General features: G+C 32.4%; 17 protein-coding genes, 1 tRNA gene and 1 other annotated feature. All 18 genes read left to right on the forward strand.

Annotated features, from left to right (window positions below):
* The first annotated feature begins 2 nt into the window (after nt 1-2).
* The 18 genes from ispD (at nt 3) to rpoC (ending at nt 19,406) form a co-directional block, all read left to right on the forward strand.
* The gene (gene ispD / locus CP523_RS08870; protein WP_066678110.1) at nt 3-677 is read left to right on the forward strand and encodes a 2-C-methyl-D-erythritol 4-phosphate cytidylyltransferase; all 675 of its coding nucleotides are present in this window, start codon (nt 3-5) and stop codon (nt 675-677) included.
* A gap of 342 nt (nt 678-1,019) precedes the next feature.
* Complete coding sequence (locus CP523_RS08875) at nt 1,020-2,732, forward strand: proline--tRNA ligase (RefSeq protein WP_120140789.1); 1,713 nt, start codon at nt 1,020-1,022, stop codon at nt 2,730-2,732.
* A gap of 11 nt (nt 2,733-2,743) precedes the next feature.
* Complete coding sequence (gene cysS / locus CP523_RS08880; protein ID WP_120140790.1) at nt 2,744-4,144, forward strand: cysteine--tRNA ligase; 1,401 nt, start codon at nt 2,744-2,746, stop codon at nt 4,142-4,144.
* A 47-nt stretch (nt 4,145-4,191) separates the two neighbouring features.
* Nucleotides 4,192-4,608: a Mini-ribonuclease 3 gene (locus tag CP523_RS08885; RefSeq protein ID WP_066678115.1), complete on the forward strand. Its 417-nt coding sequence runs from the start codon at nt 4,192-4,194 to the stop codon at nt 4,606-4,608.
* Between the two features lie 27 nt (nt 4,609-4,635).
* Complete coding sequence (gene rlmB, locus CP523_RS08890; RefSeq protein ID WP_176712697.1) at nt 4,636-5,559, forward strand: 23S rRNA (guanosine(2251)-2'-O)-methyltransferase RlmB; 924 nt, start codon at nt 4,636-4,638, stop codon at nt 5,557-5,559.
* Between the two features lie 25 nt (nt 5,560-5,584).
* Entirely contained in the window at nt 5,585-6,097 is a 513-nt protein-coding gene (locus CP523_RS08895) for an NYN domain-containing protein (protein ID WP_066678117.1), read from the forward strand.
* A 70-nt stretch (nt 6,098-6,167) separates the two neighbouring features.
* The gene (gene sigH, locus CP523_RS08900) at nt 6,168-6,812 is read left to right on the forward strand and encodes an RNA polymerase sporulation sigma factor SigH (RefSeq protein WP_066678119.1); all 645 of its coding nucleotides are present in this window, start codon (nt 6,168-6,170) and stop codon (nt 6,810-6,812) included.
* Between the two features lie 82 nt (nt 6,813-6,894).
* Nucleotides 6,895-6,970, forward strand: a tRNA-Thr gene (locus tag CP523_RS08905).
* A 96-nt stretch (nt 6,971-7,066) separates the two neighbouring features.
* Nucleotides 7,067-8,260: an elongation factor Tu gene (gene tuf, locus CP523_RS08910; RefSeq protein WP_120140791.1), complete on the forward strand. Its 1,194-nt coding sequence runs from the start codon at nt 7,067-7,069 to the stop codon at nt 8,258-8,260.
* Nucleotides 8,261-8,434: 174 nt separating this feature from the next.
* A complete protein-coding gene (gene rpmG, locus CP523_RS08915; protein ID WP_021876926.1) occupies nt 8,435-8,584 on the forward strand; it encodes a 50S ribosomal protein L33 in 150 nt (49 codons plus the stop codon).
* Between the two features lie 53 nt (nt 8,585-8,637).
* On the forward strand, nt 8,638-8,871 hold the full coding sequence (secE, locus tag CP523_RS08920; RefSeq protein WP_066678827.1) for a preprotein translocase subunit SecE: 234 nt from the start codon (nt 8,638-8,640) through the stop codon (nt 8,869-8,871).
* Nucleotides 8,872-8,904: 33 nt separating this feature from the next.
* Entirely contained in the window at nt 8,905-9,426 is a 522-nt protein-coding gene (gene nusG, locus CP523_RS08925; RefSeq protein ID WP_066678828.1) for a transcription termination/antitermination protein NusG, read from the forward strand.
* Between the two features lie 75 nt (nt 9,427-9,501).
* A complete protein-coding gene (gene rplK, locus CP523_RS08930; protein ID WP_066678829.1) occupies nt 9,502-9,927 on the forward strand; it encodes a 50S ribosomal protein L11 in 426 nt (141 codons plus the stop codon).
* Between the two features lie 52 nt (nt 9,928-9,979).
* The gene (rplA, locus tag CP523_RS08935; RefSeq protein ID WP_066678830.1) at nt 9,980-10,669 is read left to right on the forward strand and encodes a 50S ribosomal protein L1; all 690 of its coding nucleotides are present in this window, start codon (nt 9,980-9,982) and stop codon (nt 10,667-10,669) included.
* A 42-nt stretch (nt 10,670-10,711) separates the two neighbouring features.
* Nucleotides 10,712-10,839 (forward strand) — a sequence feature (ribosomal protein L10 leader region).
* 38 nt (nt 10,840-10,877) lie between these two features.
* Nucleotides 10,878-11,381, forward strand: a complete 504-nt coding sequence (rplJ, locus tag CP523_RS08940; protein WP_120140792.1) for a 50S ribosomal protein L10 — start codon at nt 10,878-10,880, stop codon at nt 11,379-11,381.
* 33 nt (nt 11,382-11,414) lie between these two features.
* A complete protein-coding gene (rplL, locus tag CP523_RS08945) occupies nt 11,415-11,783 on the forward strand; it encodes a 50S ribosomal protein L7/L12 (RefSeq protein WP_066678836.1) in 369 nt (122 codons plus the stop codon).
* A gap of 360 nt (nt 11,784-12,143) precedes the next feature.
* Entirely contained in the window at nt 12,144-15,854 is a 3,711-nt protein-coding gene (gene rpoB, locus CP523_RS08950) for a DNA-directed RNA polymerase subunit beta (protein WP_066678838.1), read from the forward strand.
* 21 nt (nt 15,855-15,875) lie between these two features.
* Complete coding sequence (rpoC, locus tag CP523_RS08955; protein ID WP_066678842.1) at nt 15,876-19,406, forward strand: DNA-directed RNA polymerase subunit beta'; 3,531 nt, start codon at nt 15,876-15,878, stop codon at nt 19,404-19,406.
* Nucleotides 19,407-19,653: the final 247 nt, after the last annotated feature.

Consider the following 19,653-nt stretch of genomic DNA (forward strand, 5'->3'; position numbering starts at 1 on the left):
ACATGGTAAGTGCTATTGTTTTAGCAGGTGGAAAAGGTAAACGAATGGGAGCTGGAATTAGTAAACAATATATAGAGTTAAATAATAAGCCGATTTTATATTATACTTTAAAAAAGTTTATTGATTGTACACATATAGATAAGGTGATTTTAGTATTACCGGAAGATGAAATTGAATATTGTAAAAAAGAAGTTTTAGATAAGTATTCTTTAAAAGTGGATAGACTAGTAAAGGGTGGAAAGGAAAGACAAGATTCAGTTCTAAATGCTTTATTATCTATAAAGGATACAGACATTGTTCTTATTCATGATGGAGCTAGACCATTTGTTTCAGAGGATGTAATAAAAAATGGTATAAGTTTAGCAAGGCTATATGGAGCAGCAGCACCAGGTGTTATGCCTAAAGATACAATAAAATTAAAAGATAAGAGTGGATTTTCAATAGAAACTCCTAAAAGAGAAAATCTAGTATCTATTCAGACACCACAAGTATTTAAATTTGATATAATTCTTGAATGTCATAAGAAAATAAAATCTGAAGAAATATCAGTTACAGATGATACTATGGTAGTTGAAAAATACAACAATAAAGTATATCTTTATGAAGGTGATTATACTAATATAAAGATAACAACACCAGAAGATTTAATATTAGGAGAGAGACTTATTAGACTATAGAACATGATATTGACATAATTTTAAGCAAAAGATATAATAAGGTACAAATAAATATTACTAACGCAGTGAAGAAGAATAGTAGGGTCCGTCTTTCAGAGAGAAAGTCCTTAGGCTGTAAGATTTTCAATAGGGTTTGAACCAGCTTCGGAGTTGTAGGTAAAAACTATCGGTTTAATACCGTTATCATTATTAGAGAACAAATTTAGGTGGTACCGCGATATAAGTTCGCCCTAATCATAGGGGCGGACTTTTTTTATATAACTGACAAAGAAATTTTTTATTATCCAATTATTTAATTGTTTAATAAGATAATATAGTAGCAATGTATAGGGAGGAATAAGTATGAAAATGTCTAATATGCTTATATCAACTTTAAGAGAGGTTCCAGCAGAAGCTGAAATAGATAGTCATAAGTTGATGTTAAGATCTGGAATGATAAGAAAAATGGCTTCAGGAGTTTATAATTATCTTCCTTTAGGATTAAAGGTTTTAAAGAACATAGAAGAGATAGTAAGAGAAGAAATGAATAATGCAGGAGCACAAGAGTTTTTAGCATCGGCAGTATTACCAGCTGAATTATGGCAAGAATCTGGTAGATGGGATGTATATGGAGAAGAAATGTTTAGATTAAAAGATAGAAATAATAGAGATTTCTGTCTTGGACCAACACATGAAGAAGTGTTTACGGATATTGCTAGAAATGAAATAAAATCATATAAACAATTACCAGTAAATCTATATCAAATTCAAACAAAATATAGAGATGAAAGAAGACCAAGATTTGGGGTTATGAGATCAAGAGAGTTTGTTATGAAAGATGCCTATAGCTTTGATAAAGATCAAGCTGGTTTAGATATATCATTTGATAAGATGCATGATGCTTATGTTAAAATATTTAATAGATGTGGATTAGATGCTAAATGTGTAGAAGCTGATTCAGGTGCTATTGGGGGGTCAAATTCTGCTGAATTTATGGTTAAATCAGAAGTTGGTGAAGACGATGTAGTATTCTGTACGTCTTGTAATTATGCAGCGAATATGGAAAAAGCACCATCAACACCAGAAAAGGATGAAGTTCAAGAATTAAAAGAATTATTTAAAATAGAAACACCAAATGTTAGAACTATTGAAGAGTTAGTTAATTTCTTTAATACAACAGAAAAAAGCTTTGCTAAAACATTAATTTTTAATGCTGATGGTAAAGTTGTAGCAGTAATGGTTAGAGGAGATAGAGAGGTCAATGAAGTTAAGGTTTCTAATGCGTTAGGTGGAGTAGTTAATTTAAATATGGCTACAGCAGAAGAAGTTCTTGGAGCAACAAATGCAGCTATAGGATTTGCGGGTCCTATAGGAATAAACGTAGAAGAGCTTTTAGTTGATGAAGAAGTAGCTAATATGTATAACTTTATAGTTGGAGCTAATGAAACTGGATATCATTTTGAAAATGTGAATTACGGAAGAGACTTTGAAGGTAAAGTTGGAGATTACAGAAATATAACGGTTGGAGAAAAATGTCCTGCTTGTGGAAAGGAAGTTACTATAGCAAGAGGAACTGAAGTAGGTCATATCTTTAAGTTAGGAACAAAATACTCAGAAGCTATGAAAGCTACTTTCATAGATGAAAATGGGAAAGAAAAGCCATTTGTTATGGGATGTTATGGAATTGGAGTAACAAGGACTATGGCTTCAGTAATAGAACAACATCATGATGAAAATGGAATAGTATGGCCATTAGCTATAGCTCCACATCATGTTACAGTAATACCAGTAAATATAAAAGATGAAAATCAAATGGAAATAGCTAATAAGTTATACGAAGAGCTAAAATCTATAGGAGTAGATGTCTTATTAGATGATAGAAATGAAAGAGCAGGAGTTAAATTTAAAGATTCAGAATTAATGGGAATACCAATGAGAATAACTGTTGGTAAGAAAATAACTGAAGGTGAAGTTGAATTTAAATTAAGAACTTCGGAAGTAGAAGTTATAAAGATAGAAGAAGCTGTTAACAAAGTTAAAGAAGAGTTTAAGAAAAATAATTTATCTATAAGATAGGAGGAACTACAATGAAAATTTTTAATTCTTTAACAAGAAAAAAAGAAGAATTTGTACCTATAACTCCAGGAAAAATTAAAATGTATGTTTGTGGGCCTACAGTATATAATTATTTTCATATAGGAAACGGCAGAACTTTTATTATTTTTGATACGATAAGAAGATATTTTGAGTACAGAGGTTATGAAGTAACATTTATACAAAACTTTACAGATATTGATGATAAGATGATAAAGAAGGCAAACGAAGAGTCAACTACAGTTAAAGAAATTGGAGACAAATATATATGTGAATATTATAAAGATGCGGATGGATTAAATATAAAAAGAGCATCTGTAAATCCAAGAGCTACTGAGTATATAACAGATATAATTGAATTTGTAAAAGGTTTAATCGAAAAGGGATATGCTTATGAAGTTGACGGAGACGTATATTTTAGAACGAAAAAATTTGAGGGATATGGTAAATTAATAGGACAAAACCTAGAAGATTTACAAGCAGGTGCTAGAATAAACATAGATGAAAGAAAAGAGGATCCTATGGATTTTGCTATTTGGAAATCTCAAAAGCCAGGAGAACCTGCTTGGAAAAGCCCTTGGGGAATGGGAAGACCAGGCTGGCATATAGAATGTTCATGTATGGCTAAAAAATTATTAGGTGATACTATAGATATACATGCAGGTGGTATGGATCTAGCATTTCCACACCATGAAAATGAAATTGCTCAAAGTGAAGCTTTAACAGGAAAACCTTTTGCAAACTATTGGGTACATGGAGCTTTTTTAAATGTTAACAATCAAAAAATGTCTAAATCATTAAATAATTTTTTAACAGCTAGAGATGCTTTGAAGGATTACGAGGCAGATGTAGTAAGATTTTTAATGTTATCAGGTCACTATAGAGTTCAATTGAACTTTAGCAAAGAGTTATTAGATTCGGCTAAAGCATCTGTAGAAAGATTATATAACGCTATAGCTAATTTAGAAAACCTTATAACTGAAGTAGCAAAAGAAAACATGGATGATAAAGAAAAAGAATACTTAGTATCACTAGGTAAATATAGACAAAAATATATTGAAAAGATGGATGATGATTTCAATACAGCAGATGCTATTACAGCTATATTTGATTTAATAAAAGATATTAATAGTAATATAACAATTGAATCATCAAAGGAGCTATGTGAAAAGGCTTTAGCTATGATAAGAGAGTTAGGAGGACCATTGGGAATCTTACAAAAATCAACTAAGGGTAGCTTAGAAGATGAAATTGAAGAGTTAATAGCTAAGAGACAGGAAGCGAGAAAAAATAGAGATTTTGCTTTAGCAGACAAGATAAGAGATGATCTTAAAGCTAGAGATATAATTTTAGAAGATACTCCACAAGGGGTTAGATGGAAAAAAATTAATTAGAATAAAAGGCTGCAATATTGCAGCCTTTATTTAAAGGAGAGAAATCCATGTTAGATGATTTAAGAATTAGAGAATTTACAAAGGATGAGGCTAGGCAATTAAATCCATTACAATTAGCTTTAATTGGTGATGGTGTATATGAAGTATATATAAGAAACTATATACTTGCAAAAAACACTGGATTATCAGCACATAAAATGCATGTTAAAGCTATAGGATATGTTAAAGCTAAAAGTCAATCTATGATAATGCATAATATAGAAGATACGTTAACAGAAGAAGAATTATATATATATAAAAGAGGTAGAAATGCAAAATCAGCTACAGTACCTAAAAATGCAGATGTAAGAGATTATAGAAATGCTACTGGTTTTGAGGCTTTAGTTGGGTATCTATATTTAATAGGTGATAAGGATAAATTAACAAAAATTTTAGAAAGTAGCGTAACTATTGAATTAAACTAAAGAATATAAAAGTTAGGAGTGATTTAGATGACTAAAGGAAATAGAATGGAAAGAAAAAATGCTAGATTAGAAAGAGAAATCTTTTCAAGAAATAAAAACAATACAAAGAGAGATTTTAAAGAACCAAGAAAAGGTAGAGAGTATGGTGAAACTCAAAATTCTCAAAGATACATAGATAATAAAGAAGGATATGATAAAAAGGAATCTCCGATTAGAGAAGATTTAATTATCGGTAGAAATGCTGTAATGGAAGGGTTAAAAAGTGATAGAACAATAGAATGTTTATATATTGCTAAGGGTGATGTAGAAGGATCAATTAAAGCTATAATAAATATAGCAAAAGAAAAAAAAGTAGTTATAAAAGAAGTTGATAGAAAAAAATTAGATAGTATGAGTGAAGGCTTAAATCACCAAGGTGCAATAGCTTTAGTTACCCCATTTAAATATTGCCAAGTTCATGACATATTGGCTATAGCAAAAGAAAAGAATGAAGATCCGTTTATAATAATTTTAGATGAAATAGAAGATCCACACAATTTAGGTTCAATAATAAGGACTGCGGAATTATGTGGTGCACATGGAATAATAATACCTAAAAGAAGAAATGTTGGTATAACTTCAACGGTATATAAGTGTTCGGTAGGTGCTATAGAACATATGAATATAGCTAAGGTGACAAATATAAATGCTGTAATAGATGAATTAAAAGAGTCAGGAGTTTGGATATATGGTGCTGATATAGCAGGAGTGGAATATAGTTATCAAGTTAACTTTAATGGACCTTGTGCTATAATTATTGGAAGTGAAGGAAGAGGTATATCTAAATTAACATTAAAAAAGTGCGACAAATTAGTTAAAATTCCGATGATAGGAAAAATTAACTCTTTAAATGCTTCAGTTGCAGGTGGTATAATGATGTATGAAGTATTAAAGGGTAGGTTATCAAAATAATTTTTAATAATAAAAGAGGTAAATTGTGAAGATCATATTTGTTGATGGATACAATGTAGTTAATAGCTGGCCTAATTTAAAATCAGAAAAAGAACATAATTTTCAAGGGACAAGACAAAACTTAATAGATATATTGCATAATTATGGAGTTTATAACGATTGTAAAATTGTTATAGTATTTGATGCTCATAAAGTAAGTGGAAGTATAGAAAAGAAAGAATTTATTAATAAAAATATAAGTGTAGTTTTTACCAAAGATGGAGAAACAGCAGATGCTTATATAGAAAGGGAAGTTCACAGCTTAGGAAGAAAATTTGAAGTTTATGTAGTAACTTCAGATTGGTTAGAACAGCAAACTATATTTCAAAGAGGTGCTATAAGAATATCAGCTTTAGAATTTTATAATGACATAATACAGACAGAATTAAGAATAAACAATAAAGCAAAGAAAAATATTACCGATAATAAAAATCATTTAGGTGATAATGTAAATAGTGAAGTTTTGATTAAATTGGAAGCTATGAGAAGAAGTAAATAGATTAAATGAATAAAATAATTCCAATAGGACATAATGTTAGAAAAATATATGGGTTTGAGGGGGAAAAAAGGTGGATAATAAGGGATATGTTGTAGAAACTTTTACAAACTTTGAAGACAAGTTAGATGAAGAAATTGTAGTTGAATCCCAGAAAGGAAATGTAAGAGCTCAAGAATATTTAATATCTAAATATGAAAATTTTGTAAAATCAAAATCAAAATCTTATTTTCTTATAGGGGCAGATAAAGAGGATATATATCAAGAAGGAATGATTGGTTTATATAAAGCTATTAGAGATTTCAAGCCAGATAAATTAACTAGCTTTAAAGCTTTTGCAGAATTATGTGTAACTAGACAGATTATAACTGCCATAAAAACGGCTACAAGACAAAAACATATTCCTTTAAATACATATGTATCATTAAATAAACCAATTTATGAGGAAGAATCTGATAGAACCTTATTAGATATAATTTCTGGATTTAGAATAAGTGATCCAGAAGAACTTATAATAGGTGAAGAACAAATGAAACGCATAGAAGGGGAAATGCAAAAAGTTTTATCAAGTTTAGAAATGGAAGTGCTACAGTCATATTTAGATGGGAAATCTTATCAAGAAATTGCATGCGATTTAGACAGGCAATCAAAGTCTATAGATAATGCATTACAAAGAGTAAAAAGAAAACTTGAAAAATGTTTGTATACACAGAAATAAAGTGAATATTTTTTATTGACAAAGGTTTTGAAAAATAGTAAACTTTATAATTGGTATATTAAACTATAAAGCAAGCAAGAGTGCTCACGTAGCTCAGTCGGTAGAGCGTCGCCTTGGTAAGGCGGAGGTCGTCGGTTCAATCCCGATCGTGAGCTCCAATATAGTTGAGCTTTACTTAGGTAATAATCAACATATTTTAGAAAGTACAAAACGCTAGGCAAAGTTTATTACAAAGATTAAAGGAGGAATTTACAATGGCAAAGCAAAAATTCGAAAGAAGTAAACCACACGTAAACATTGGAACAATCGGTCACGTAGACCACGGTAAGACAACATTAACAGCTGCAATCACAACTGTTTTAGCAAACAGAGGATTAGCAGAATCATTCAAATATGATGAAATTGATAAGGCTCCAGAAGAAAAAGAAAGAGGAATCACAATCAATACAGCACACGTTGAATACCAAACAGACAACAGACACTATGCACACGTTGACTGTCCAGGACATGCTGACTACGTTAAGAACATGATCACTGGAGCAGCACAAATGGATGGAGCAATCCTAGTTTGTTCAGCAGCAGACGGTCCAATGCCACAAACAAGAGAACATATACTACTAGCATCAAGAGTTGGTGTTGACTATATCGTAGTATTCTTAAACAAGGCAGATATGGTAGATGACGAAGAATTATTAGAATTAGTAGAAATGGAAGTTAGAGAATTATTATCAGAATACAACTTCCCAGGAGATGATATTCCAGTAATCAAGGGATCAGCTTTAGTAGCATTAGAAAACCCAACAGATGAAAAATCAATCGCTCCAATCTTAGAATTAATGGAAGCAGTAGATAGCTACATTCCAACACCAGAAAGAGCAACAGATAAGCCATTCTTAATGCCAGTAGAAGATGTATTCACAATAACTGGTAGAGGAACAGTTGCAACAGGAAGAGTTGAAAGAGGAGTTCTTCATGTAGGAGACGAAGTAGAAATCGTTGGATTATCAGAAGAAAGCAGAAAAGTAGTAGTAACAGGAATAGAAATGTTCAGAAAGTTACTAGACGAAGCACAAGCTGGAGATAATGTTGGAGTACTTTTAAGAGGTGTTCAAAGAACAGATATCGAAAGAGGTCAAGTATTAGCAAAGACTGGATCAGTTAAGCCACACAGCAAGTTCGTAGGTCAAGTATACGTACTTAAGAAAGAAGAAGGTGGAAGACATACTCCATTCTTCGATGGATACAGACCACAATTCTACTTCAGAACAACAGACGTTACTGGATCAATCAAATTACCAGACGGAATGGAAATGGTTATGCCAGGAGACCACATTGATATGAACGTTGAATTAATCACTCAAGTAGCAATGGATGAAGGATTAAGATTCGCTATCAGAGAAGGTGGAAGAACTGTAGGTTCAGGAGTTGTTACTAGCATAATAGAATAAGATATATATAACATTATAAGTATAGGACTGGGTTTGTTTACCTAGTCCTTTACAAGGGTTGATATATTGACATAATACTTCATTTGTGATAATGTGTTTAAGTAATTAACGAAAAGAATAACATTAGAGCAAATAAGTTTTGATATTATTTACGATAAACTGGAGGTGCAGACTGTGAGAGTAAAGATAACTTTAGCATGCACAGAGTGTAAGCAAAGAAATTACAATTCAATGAAGAACAAAAAGAATAACCCAGACAGATTAGACATGCAAAAATACTGCAAGTTCTGTAAGAAGCATACACTTCATAGAGAAACTAAATAATTAGCTGATATAGTAATTACACATGCTCACGAAAAATAAGGATGTGAAGTATAATGGCTGTTAAGGAAAATGTAAATTTAACTAAAAATCCATCAGAAAAAGGTGGAATATCTAAATTTTTTAGAGAGGTTAAGGCAGAAATTAAAAGAATAACTTGGCCTTCTAAAAATGACACTAAGAAAGCGTTAATTGCAGTTGGCGTAGTAGCTCTAATATATATAATATTAGTAGGCGGGTTAGATTATATTTTTCAAAACCTCTTTGAATTACTGTTTAAATTAAAATAAGGAGGTTTAGGTGGTTTTCACCTATAAGAAAATATGAGTGATAGAGCAAGATGGTATGTTGTACACACATACTCAGGCTATGAAAACAAAGTAAAAGCAAATCTTGAAAAGACCATCGAAAATAGAAATCTTCAAAGCTTGCTTCAAGATATACAAGTACCTATGGAGGAAGTAATAGAAGAGAAAGATGGTAAACAAAAGATTTCTCTTAAAAAGAAATTTCCTGGATATGTGTTAGTAAAGATGCTAATGACAGATGAATCATGGTACGTGGTTAGAAACACAAGAGGAGTAACAGGATTTGTTGGTCCGGCTTCAAAACCAGTGCCACTTACTGATGAAGAAGTTGAATCAATGGGAGTTATAGAAGCGCCTATCGAAATCGACTTAGAAGTAGGAGAAAGTATAAGAGTTATCTCAGGGCCATTAAAAGAATTTGTGGCAACTATTCAAGAGATAAATCTAGAAAAACGCAAAATAAAAGCGTCAATTGATATGTTCGGCAGAGAAACTCTAGCTGAATTAGATTTTACACAAGTTGAAAAATTAGTTTAATAATTATAAGCTAATGTTTTAATAAAGTGGGAGGACTAAAAAGTCCGTATTACCACAGTATAGGAGGAAAAATACATGGCTAAGAAAGTAACAGGAATGATCAAACTTCAACTTGCTGCAGGTAAGGCAACACCAGCACCACCAGTTGGTCCAGCATTAGGTCAACACGGTGTTAATATTATGGGTTTCTGTAAGGAGTTCAATGCAAAAACTGCTAACCAAGCTGGATTAATAATACCAGTAGTTATAACAGTTTACCAAGATAGATCTTTTAGTTTTATCTTAAAGACTCCTCCAGCAGCAGTTCTTATTAAAAAGGAATTAGGACTAGAAAGTGGTTCAGGAGTTCCAAACAGAACTAAGGTTGGTAAGTTATCAAAGGATCAAGTAAGAAAGATTGCTGAAATGAAGATGCCAGACTTAAATGCAGCTACAATAGAAACAGCTATGAGCATGATCGAAGGTACTGCAAGAAGTATGGGAGTAACTATTGAAGAGTAATTCGTAAAAACGTGGGAGGTAAAAACCGTTAACACCACAAAGGAGGCTAATTATGGGAAAGAATTATATTGAAAGTGCAAAATTAATAGATAAGAACGTTCTATATACTCCATCAGAAGCTTTAGACCTAGCTGTTAAAACTGCAAAGGCTAAATTTGATGAAACTATAGAATTACACGTTAGATTAGGGGTTGACCCAAGACATGCTGATCAACAAGTTAGAGGAGCAGTAGTTCTTCCTAACGGAACTGGTAAAACAGTAAGAGTATTAGTATTTGCTAAAGGCGAAAAGGCTAAAGAAGCTCAAGAAGCTGGAGCAGATTTCGTTGGAGCTGAAGATTTAGTTCAAAAGATCCAAAGCGAAAACTGGTTCGACTATGATGTAGTTGTTGCTACACCAGATATGATGGGTGTAGTTGGTAGAATTGGTAGAGTTTTAGGACCTAAAGGATTAATGCCAAACCCAAAATCAGGTACAGTTACATTTGATGTTGCTAAGGCAATAGCTGAAATAAAAGCTGGTAAGGTAGAATACAGAGTAGATAAAACTGCTATCGTTCACTGCCCAATTGGTAAGAAGTCATTTGGAGTTGAAAAATTACAACAAAACTTCCAAGCTTTAATGGATGCTTTAATCAAGGCTAAGCCAGCAGCTGCTAAGGGACAATACGTTAAATCAGTATCAGTTTCAAGCACAATGGGACCTGGAGCAAAAGTTAACCCAACAAAAGTTTTAGATTAGTATTGACATCATAGAATTTATGTAATATAATAAGTTCTGTTGTAAAAGAGAATACTGTTTCCAAAGACAGTAGGTGCCGAAAGGTTTAAAATAATTGCCTACCTAGGAATACCGAGGTTTGTAATTATTGGTCTTCCTACGTCGATGGGAAGGCCTTTCTTAATATAAAATTGCAGTTTAAAAACTGTGAGGAGGTGGACACACAGTAATGAACAAGAATAGACAAATAAAAGAAGCTAAAGTAGCTGAAATTAAAGAAAAACTTGAAAAAGCTCAAGCAGTAGTTTTAGCTGACTATCAAGGTTTAACAGTTGAAGAAGATACAGCTTTAAGAAAATCTTTAAGAGAAGCTGGTGTTGAATACAAAGTTTATAAGAATAGCTTAGTGACATTAGCTGCTAAGGAATTAGGAATAAACGGTGTAGAAGAATATTTAGCAGGACCAGTTTCAATAGCATTCGGATACGAAGATGCTACAGCTCCTGCAAGAGTGTTACACACATTTGCTAAGGATCATAAGAAATTAGAGCTAAAAGCTGGTATAGTAGAAGGAACTATCTACAATAAGGCAGAAGTTGAACAACTTGCTACAATACCACCAAAAGAAGTTCTTATTGCAAAACTTCTTGGAAGCTTCAAGGCTCCATTATCAAACCTTGCATACTTATTAAATGCAATTAAAGAAAAAAAAGAATCAGAATCAGCTGAATAATAACTGATTAAAAAATTTGGAGGTGCAATTATAATGACAAGAGAAGATATAATTCAAGCTATTAAAGAAATGAGCGTTTTAGATTTAAATGAATTAGTAAAAGCTTGCGAAGAGGAATTCGGAGTAAGCGCTGCTGCTCCAGTAGCAGTTGCAGGTGGTGCAGTTGCAGGTGGTGCTGCTGCTGAAGAAAAGACTGAATTTGATGTAATATTAGCTAATGCTGGTGGACAAAAAATAAAGGTTATCAAAGTAGTTAGAGAATTAACTGGATTAGGATTAAAAGAAGCTAAGGAAATAGTTGATGGAGCTCCTAAGACACTTAAGGAAGCTGTATCAAAAGAAGATGCTGAAGACATGAAAGCTAAATTAGCTGAAGTTGGAGCAGAAGTAGAAATTAAGTAATTTCAACTTTATATAAAAAGGTGCTGTAATGGCACCTTTTTAATTGCCTAAATGAAGCTATATAAAATATCAAATTCCTGGGATACTTTATATAGTTTTATATATATTGTTTTTCATATAAGGAAATTAAATTATACTAAAAAAGAAATGAAACAAATAATAAATTATTGACAATGTAAAACAATTATGATACTATCATAAAATGTACTATTCAATATGGATAAGTATATATTCATGTTGAGACTGTGTATAATCAAGAAAAGAAGTGGTTATACTAATAAGTGATGCTGTCCGAAAGTATAAGTCCTTAGGGAAAGTATGCTTTTGGTTATTTTAGTTTTATACAAGGGGTGAAAATTCATGGTACATCCTGTCCAAGTTGGAAAAAGAACTAGAATGAGTTTTGGTAAAGTTAAAGACGTAACTGAAATGCCAAATCTTATTGAAGTGCAATTAGACTCTTATCAGTGGTTTTTAAAGGAAGGACTTCATGAAGTATTTGATGATGTAAATCCTATAACAAACTTCACTGGAAATCTAGTGCTTGAATTTGTTGATTACAAACTTGATATGGAGAATATTAAGTATTCAGTGGAAGAGTGTAAGGAAAGAGACGCTACTTATGCTGCACCACTAAAGGTTTCAGTGAGATTACAAAATAATGAAACTGGAGAAATTAAAGAACAAGAAGTGTTTATGGGTGATTTCCCACTAATGACTGAACAAGGAACTTTCATCATAAATGGTGCTGAGAGAGTAATTGTTAGCCAATTAGTAAGATCACCAGGTGTTTATTACAATTATAGTGTTGACAAGACTGGTAAAAAGTTATATTCATCAACTGTAATACCAAATAGAGGTGCTTGGTTAGAATATGAAACAGATTCTAATGATATTATCTATGTAAGAATAGATAAAACAAGAAAGCTTCCAATATCTATATTAGGAAGAGCGATGGGCCTTGGAAGTGATCAAGAACTTCTGGAATATTTTGGAGAAGATGAAAGATTTAAGGCTACAATAGAAAAGGATAATACAAAGACTAAAGAAGAAGCTTTATTAGAAATATATAAGAGATTAAGACCAGGTGAACCACCTACAGTTGATAGTGCGATATCTCTTATAGATTCATTATTCTTTGATGCAAAGAGATATGACTTATCAAGAGTTGGAAGATATAAGTTTAACAAGAAATTAGCACTAAACTTAAGACTTGTTAATCAAGTAGCTGCTGAAGATGTAGTTAATCCACAAACTGGAGAAATTATAGTTGAGCAAGGTCAAAAGATTAGCAGAAATAAAGCTGAAGAAATTCAAAATGTAGGTATTAATTCAGTAGATATTTTAGTGGAAGATAGAGTGGTAAGAGTAATAGGTAACCATTTTGTTGATATTACTAAACATGTTTCATTTAATATTGATGAATTAAATATCAGAGAATTAGTTCATTATCCTACTTTAAAAGAAATATTAGATAATTATGATGATGAAGCAACTATAAAGGAAGAAATTAAAAGAAACATAAATAGATTAATTCCTAAGCATATTATAAGAGAAGATATTTTTGCTACAATTAGCTACGAATTAGGATTACCTTACGAAGTAGGATATGTAGATGATATTGATCACTTAGGAAATAGAAGATTAAGATCTGTTGGAGAATTATTACAAAATCAATTTAGAATTGGTTTATCAAGAATGGAAAGAGTAGTTAAGGAAAGAATGACTATTCAAGACCAAGAAGCAATAACTCCTCAAATGTTAATTAACATCAGACCAGTTGCAGCAGCTATTAAAGAATTCTTTGGTAGTTCACAATTGTCACAATTCATGGATCAAACAAATCCATTATCAGAATTAACACATAAGAGAAGATTATCTGCCTTAGGACCAGGGGGTCTTTCAAGAGAAAGAGCCGGTTTCGAAGTAAGAGACGTTCACCATTCACATTATGGTAGGATGTGTCCTATAGAAACACCAGAAGGTCCTAATATAGGGTTAATTAACTCGCTTGCAACATATGCAAAGGTTAATGAATATGGATTTATGGAAACTCCATATAGAGTTATAGATAAAGAAACAGGTATCATTACGGATGAAATTAGATACTTTACTGCAGATGAAGAAGATTTATATCTAGTAGCTCAAGCTAAAGAACCTATTAATGAAAACAGAAACTTCGTTGATAGCAGAGTTACAGTAAGATATAAGCATGAAGTATTAGTTGTTAATGCTGAAGAAGTAGATTTAATTGATGTTTCACCAAGACAAATTGTTTCAGTAGCTACAGCTATGATACCTTTCCTTGAAAATGATGATGCATCTAGAGCACTGATGGGTTCAAACATGCAACGTCAAGCAGTTCCACTATTAAAGCCACAAGCACCAATAGTAGGTACTGGTATAGAATTTAAAGCAGCTGTAGATTCAGGGGTTCTTCCAAAGGCTAAGAATGCTGGTACAGTTGTTTATGTAAGTGCAAGTGAAATAAGAATAAAAAGAGATATAGATGGTGGTATAGATACTTATAAGCTTCTAAAATTCAAGAGAAGTAACCAAGGTACTTGTATCAACCAAAGACCATTAGTTGATAAAGGTGAAATAGTATTTAAAAACCAAGTATTAGCTGATGGACCATCAACTGATTTAGGAGAAATTTCATTAGGTAAAAACATCAGAATGGGCTTTATAACTTGGGAAGGTTATAACTATGAAGATGCGATGTTAATTTCAGAAGAATTAGTTAGAGAAGATGTATTTACTTCAATTCATATAGAAGAATATGAATGTGAAGCTAGAGATACAAAGTTAGGACCGGAAGAAATAACTAGAGATATTCCTAATGTAAGCGAAGATGCATTAAAGGATATTGATGATAGAGGAATAATCAGAATCGGTGCTGAAGTTAGATCAGGAGATATACTTGTTGGTAAGGTAACACCTAAGGGTGAAACTGAATTAACTGCTGAAGAAAGATTATTAAGAGCTATTTTCGGAGAAAAGGCTAGAGAAGTTAGAGATACATCACTAAGAGTTCCTCATGGTGAAGCTGGAATAATAGTAGACGTTAAAGTGTTTACTAGAGAAAACGGCGATGAATTAAATCCAGGAGTAAATGAATTAGTAAGATGTTATATAGCTCAAAAGAGAAAAATATCTGTAGGGGATAAAATGGCAGGACGTCATGGTAACAAAGGGGTTATCTCAAGGGTATTACCAGAAGAAGATATGCCATTCTTACCAGATGGTAGACCACTACAAATATGCTTAAATCCACTAGGGGTTCCATCTCGTATGAATATAGGTCAGGTTCTTGAAGTTCACTTAGGTTGGGCTGCAAGTCAACTAGGTTGGCACATAGCTACACCAGTATTTGATGGAGCAACAGAAAATGATATAGAAGAATGTCTTGAAAAAGCTGGATATAATGCTAATGGAAAAACAGTATTATATGATGGTAGAACAGGTGAGGCGTTTGATAACCTTGTTACAGTAGGTATAATGTATATCTTGAAACTTGCCCATTTAGTTGATGATAAGATTCATGCTAGATCAACAGGTCCATACTCACTAGTAACTCAACAACCACTTGGAGGTAAAGCTCAATTCGGTGGTCAAAGATTTGGTGAAATGGAAGTTTGGGCATTAGAAGCATATGGTGCAGCGCACACATTACAAGAAATACTAACTGTTAAGTCAGATGATGTTGTTGGTAGAGTAAAAACATATGAAGCTATAGTTAAGGGTGAAAATATTCCTGAACCAGGAGTTCCAGAATCATTCAAGGTTCTAATTAAAGAACTTCAAGCTTTATGTTTAGATGTTAGAGTATTAAATGATGAAAATCAAGAAGTTAGATTAAAAGAATTTGCTGAGGAAGATATGGCAGATTTAGAAGTTAACATAGAAGGTACAGAAGAACTAGTAACAAATGAAGGTTCAAACGGAGATGATAGTTATACTATTGTTGAAGAAGAAATGGAAGAAGAAGTTGAATTTGAAAACTTCCCGTTAGATGGTTTCCATGAAGAAGAATTAGAACTTGATGATTTTGTAAATGATGAACACTAAATTTGAAGGGAGGATATACCCTTGTTTGAATTGAATAATTTTGATGCTATCCAAATAGGGCTTGCTTCACCTGGCCAAATTAGAGAATGGTCAAGAGGAGAAGTTAAGAAACCTGAAACTATAAATTATAGAACTTTAAAACCAGAAAGAGATGGTTTGTTCTGCGAAAGAATATTCGGACCTATTAAAGACTGGGAATGTCATTGTGGAAAATATAAGAGAGTTAGATATAAGGGCATAGTTTGTGACAGATGTGGAGTTGAAGTTACAAAAGCCAAAGTAAGAAGAGAAAGAATGGGGCATATTGAGTTAGCTGCCCCTGTATCTCACATTTGGTACTTTAAAGGTATTCCATCAAGAATGGGATTACTTATGGATATGTCACCAAGAGCTTTAGAAAAAGTATTATACTTTGCATCTTATATTGTTATTGACCCTAAAGAAACACCATTATTAAAGAAACAACTTTTAAATGAAAAAGAATATAGAGAAGCTGTTGATAAATATGGTGATGAAAGCTTCGTTGCTGGAATGGGAGCGGAAGCTATTCAAGAACTACTTGGAGAAATTGATTTAGAAGGTCAATCAAAAGATCTTAAAGAAGAATTAAAAACAAGTACAGGTCAAAAGAAAGTAAGGATTATAAGAAGATTAGAAGTTGTTGAGTCATTTAGAAAATCAGGAAATGATCCTAAATGGATGATTATAAATGTAATTCCTGTAATTCCACCAGATTTAAGACCAATGGTTCAATTAGATGGAGGAAGATTTGCGACTTCAGATTTAAATGATTTATATAGAAGAGTTATTAATAGAAATAACAGATTAAAGAAGCTTTTAGATTTAGGAGCTCCAGATATAATCGTTAGAAATGAAAAGAGAATGCTACAAGAAGCGGTAGATGCTCTTATAGATAATGGTAGAAGAGGAAGACCTGTTACAGGTCCGGGAAATAGACCTCTTAAATCTCTTTCAGATATGCTTAAAGGTAAACAAGGTAGATTTAGACAAAACTTACTTGGTAAGAGAGTTGACTATTCTGGTAGATCAGTTATAGTAGTTGGACCAGAATTGAAAATGTATCAATGTGGTCTTCCAAAGGAAATGGCTTTAGAGTTATTTAAGCCATTTGTAATGAAGAAATTAGTAGAAGATGGTGTGGCACATAACATTAAGAGCGCAAAGAGAATGGTTGAAAGAGTAAATGGTCAAGTATGGGATATACTTGAAGAAGTTATTGCAGATCATCCAGTTTTATTAAACCGTGCACCTACTCTACACAGACTTGGTATTCAAGCTTTCCAACCAGTACTTGTTGAAGGTAGAGCTATTAAGTTACATCCATTAGTATGTACAGCATATAACGCTGACTTTGATGGTGACCAAATGGCTGTTCACGTACCTTTATCAGTAGAGGCACAAGCAGAAGCTAGATTCTTAATGCTTGCAGCAGGAAACATAATGAAGCCTTCAGATGGTAAGCCAGTTTGTGTACCAACACAGGATATGGTTCTAGGTTCATATTATCTGACTATGGATAAAGATGGAGCTAAAGGAGAAGGTAAAGTTTTTGCATCAAAGGATGAAGCTATTATGGCCTATGAAGTAGGAGCTATAGCTATTCATGCACAAATTGGTGTAAGAATGTTTAAAGAGATTGATGGAGAAATTAAATCAGGAATAATCAAGACTACAGTAGGTAAGGTTATTTTTAATGAATCAATACCTCAAGATTTAGGCTTTGTAGATAGAAGTAAAGAAGAGGAAAAGTTTAACCTTGAAGTTGATTTCTTAATTACTAAGAAATCATTAGGTACAATAATAGATAAATGTTATGCAGTCCACGGACCAACTAACACATCTATTATGCTAGATAAAATAAAAGCATTAGGATATCATTATTCATCTATTGGAGCGGTTACAGTAGCAGCATCAGATATGATAGTACCAGAAGCTAAGTATGATTTACTTAGAGATGCAGATGAAACTGTTAATAAGATCGAAAAGATGTATAAGAGAGGTTTCATATCTGAAGATGAAAGATATGAAAGAGTTATAGAAAAGTGGACTAAAACAACTGAAGAAGTTGCGGACGCATTGATGGATAGCTTGGACAAATTTAATCCAATATTCATGATGGCCGATTCAGGAGCCAGAGGATCTAAATCTCAAATTAAACAATTAGCTGGTATGAGAGGTCTTATGGCAAGTCCAACAGGTAAGATTATAGAGTTACCAATCAGAGCATCATTTAGAGAAGGTCTTGAAGTTTTAGAGTACTTTATATCTACTCACGGTGCTAGAAAAGGTAATGCCGATACAGCACTTAAGACTGCCGATTCAGGATATTTAACAAGAAGACTTGTTGACGTATCACAAGATGTTATCGTAAGAGAATTTGATTGCGGAACAAAAGAAGGTATATATGTATCTGAAATTAAAGAAGGAAATGAAGCTATCGAAGGATTGGCTGAAAGACTTCATGGAAGATATACAGCTGAAGACATAATTCATCCAGAAACAGGAGAAGTTATGGTTCCAGTTGATGAATATATTAATTTAGATATGGCAGAAAAAGTAGCTGCTACAGGAATTAAAAAAGTTAAAATCAGATCAGTATTTACATGTAGCTGTAAAGTTGGAGTTTGTTCTAAGTGTTATGGTATGAACATGGCTACTGCTCAAAAGATAAATATAGGTGAAGCTGTAGGTATAATAGCAGCACAATCTATCGGGGAACCAGGAACACAGCTTACAATGAGAACATTCCATACAGGTGGAGTTGTTGGAGCAGATATCACTCAAGGTCTTCCTAGAGTTGAAGAATTATTTGAAGCTAGAAAACCAAAGGGATTAGCTATAGTAAGTGAAATTACTGGTACTGTAAGAATAGAAGAAACTAAAAAGAAGAGAACTGTATTTGTAATGTCAGCGGATGGTGAAGAACGTAGTTATGAAATACCATTCGGATCTAGATTAAAGGTTACAGATAATGATGAAATAGAAGCTGGAGATGAAATTACAGAAGGTTCAGTAAACCCTCATGATATAATGGCGATAAAGGGTGTAGATGGAGCTAGAAGATACTTACTTTCAGAAGTTCAAAAAGTTTATAGACTTCAAGGGGTTGATATCAATGATAAGCACTTAGAAGTTGTTGTTAGACAAATGACAAGAAAAGTAAAGGTATCTGATTCAGGAGATACAGAATTATTACCAGGAACAATGATAGATATGTTCGATTTCAATGAGGAAAATGCTAGAGTGAGAGAATTCGGTGGAGAAGAAGCTAAAGGAGAAATGGCATTATTAGGTATTACTAAAGCTGCCTTAGCTACAGATAGTTTCTTATCAGCTGCATCATTCCAAGAAACAACAAGAGTTCTTACTGAAGCTGCTATTAAGGGTAAAGTTGATCCATTAATAGGATTAAAAGAAAATGTAATTATTGGTAAACTTATACCAGCAGGAACAGGTATGATGAAATATAGATCAGTAAAATTAGATGTAGAAGATGTTGAAGAAGAAGAAGTAATAAATATGGCAGAATAATACAGTTTAATTTTATTGACATGTCTATTCGTAAATGATAAAATACGAATTGTGTGATTTTTAAACTAAAATATATAGATATTGTTTATATGATTTATAGAAGTAAAGTTAGTTAACTTTACTTCTATAATCTTAATATATTTATGTGAAAAATTAAAAGAACACTAGACAATATTATTATTTAGTAAAATTGAAATACGTAACTAAATTTAGTATGTAGTTAATAATATGTACTGAATTTATAAAA

Source organism: Clostridium septicum (assembly GCF_003606265.1).
In the GTDB taxonomy this organism is placed as follows: domain Bacteria; phylum Bacillota; class Clostridia; order Clostridiales; family Clostridiaceae; genus Clostridium; species Clostridium septicum.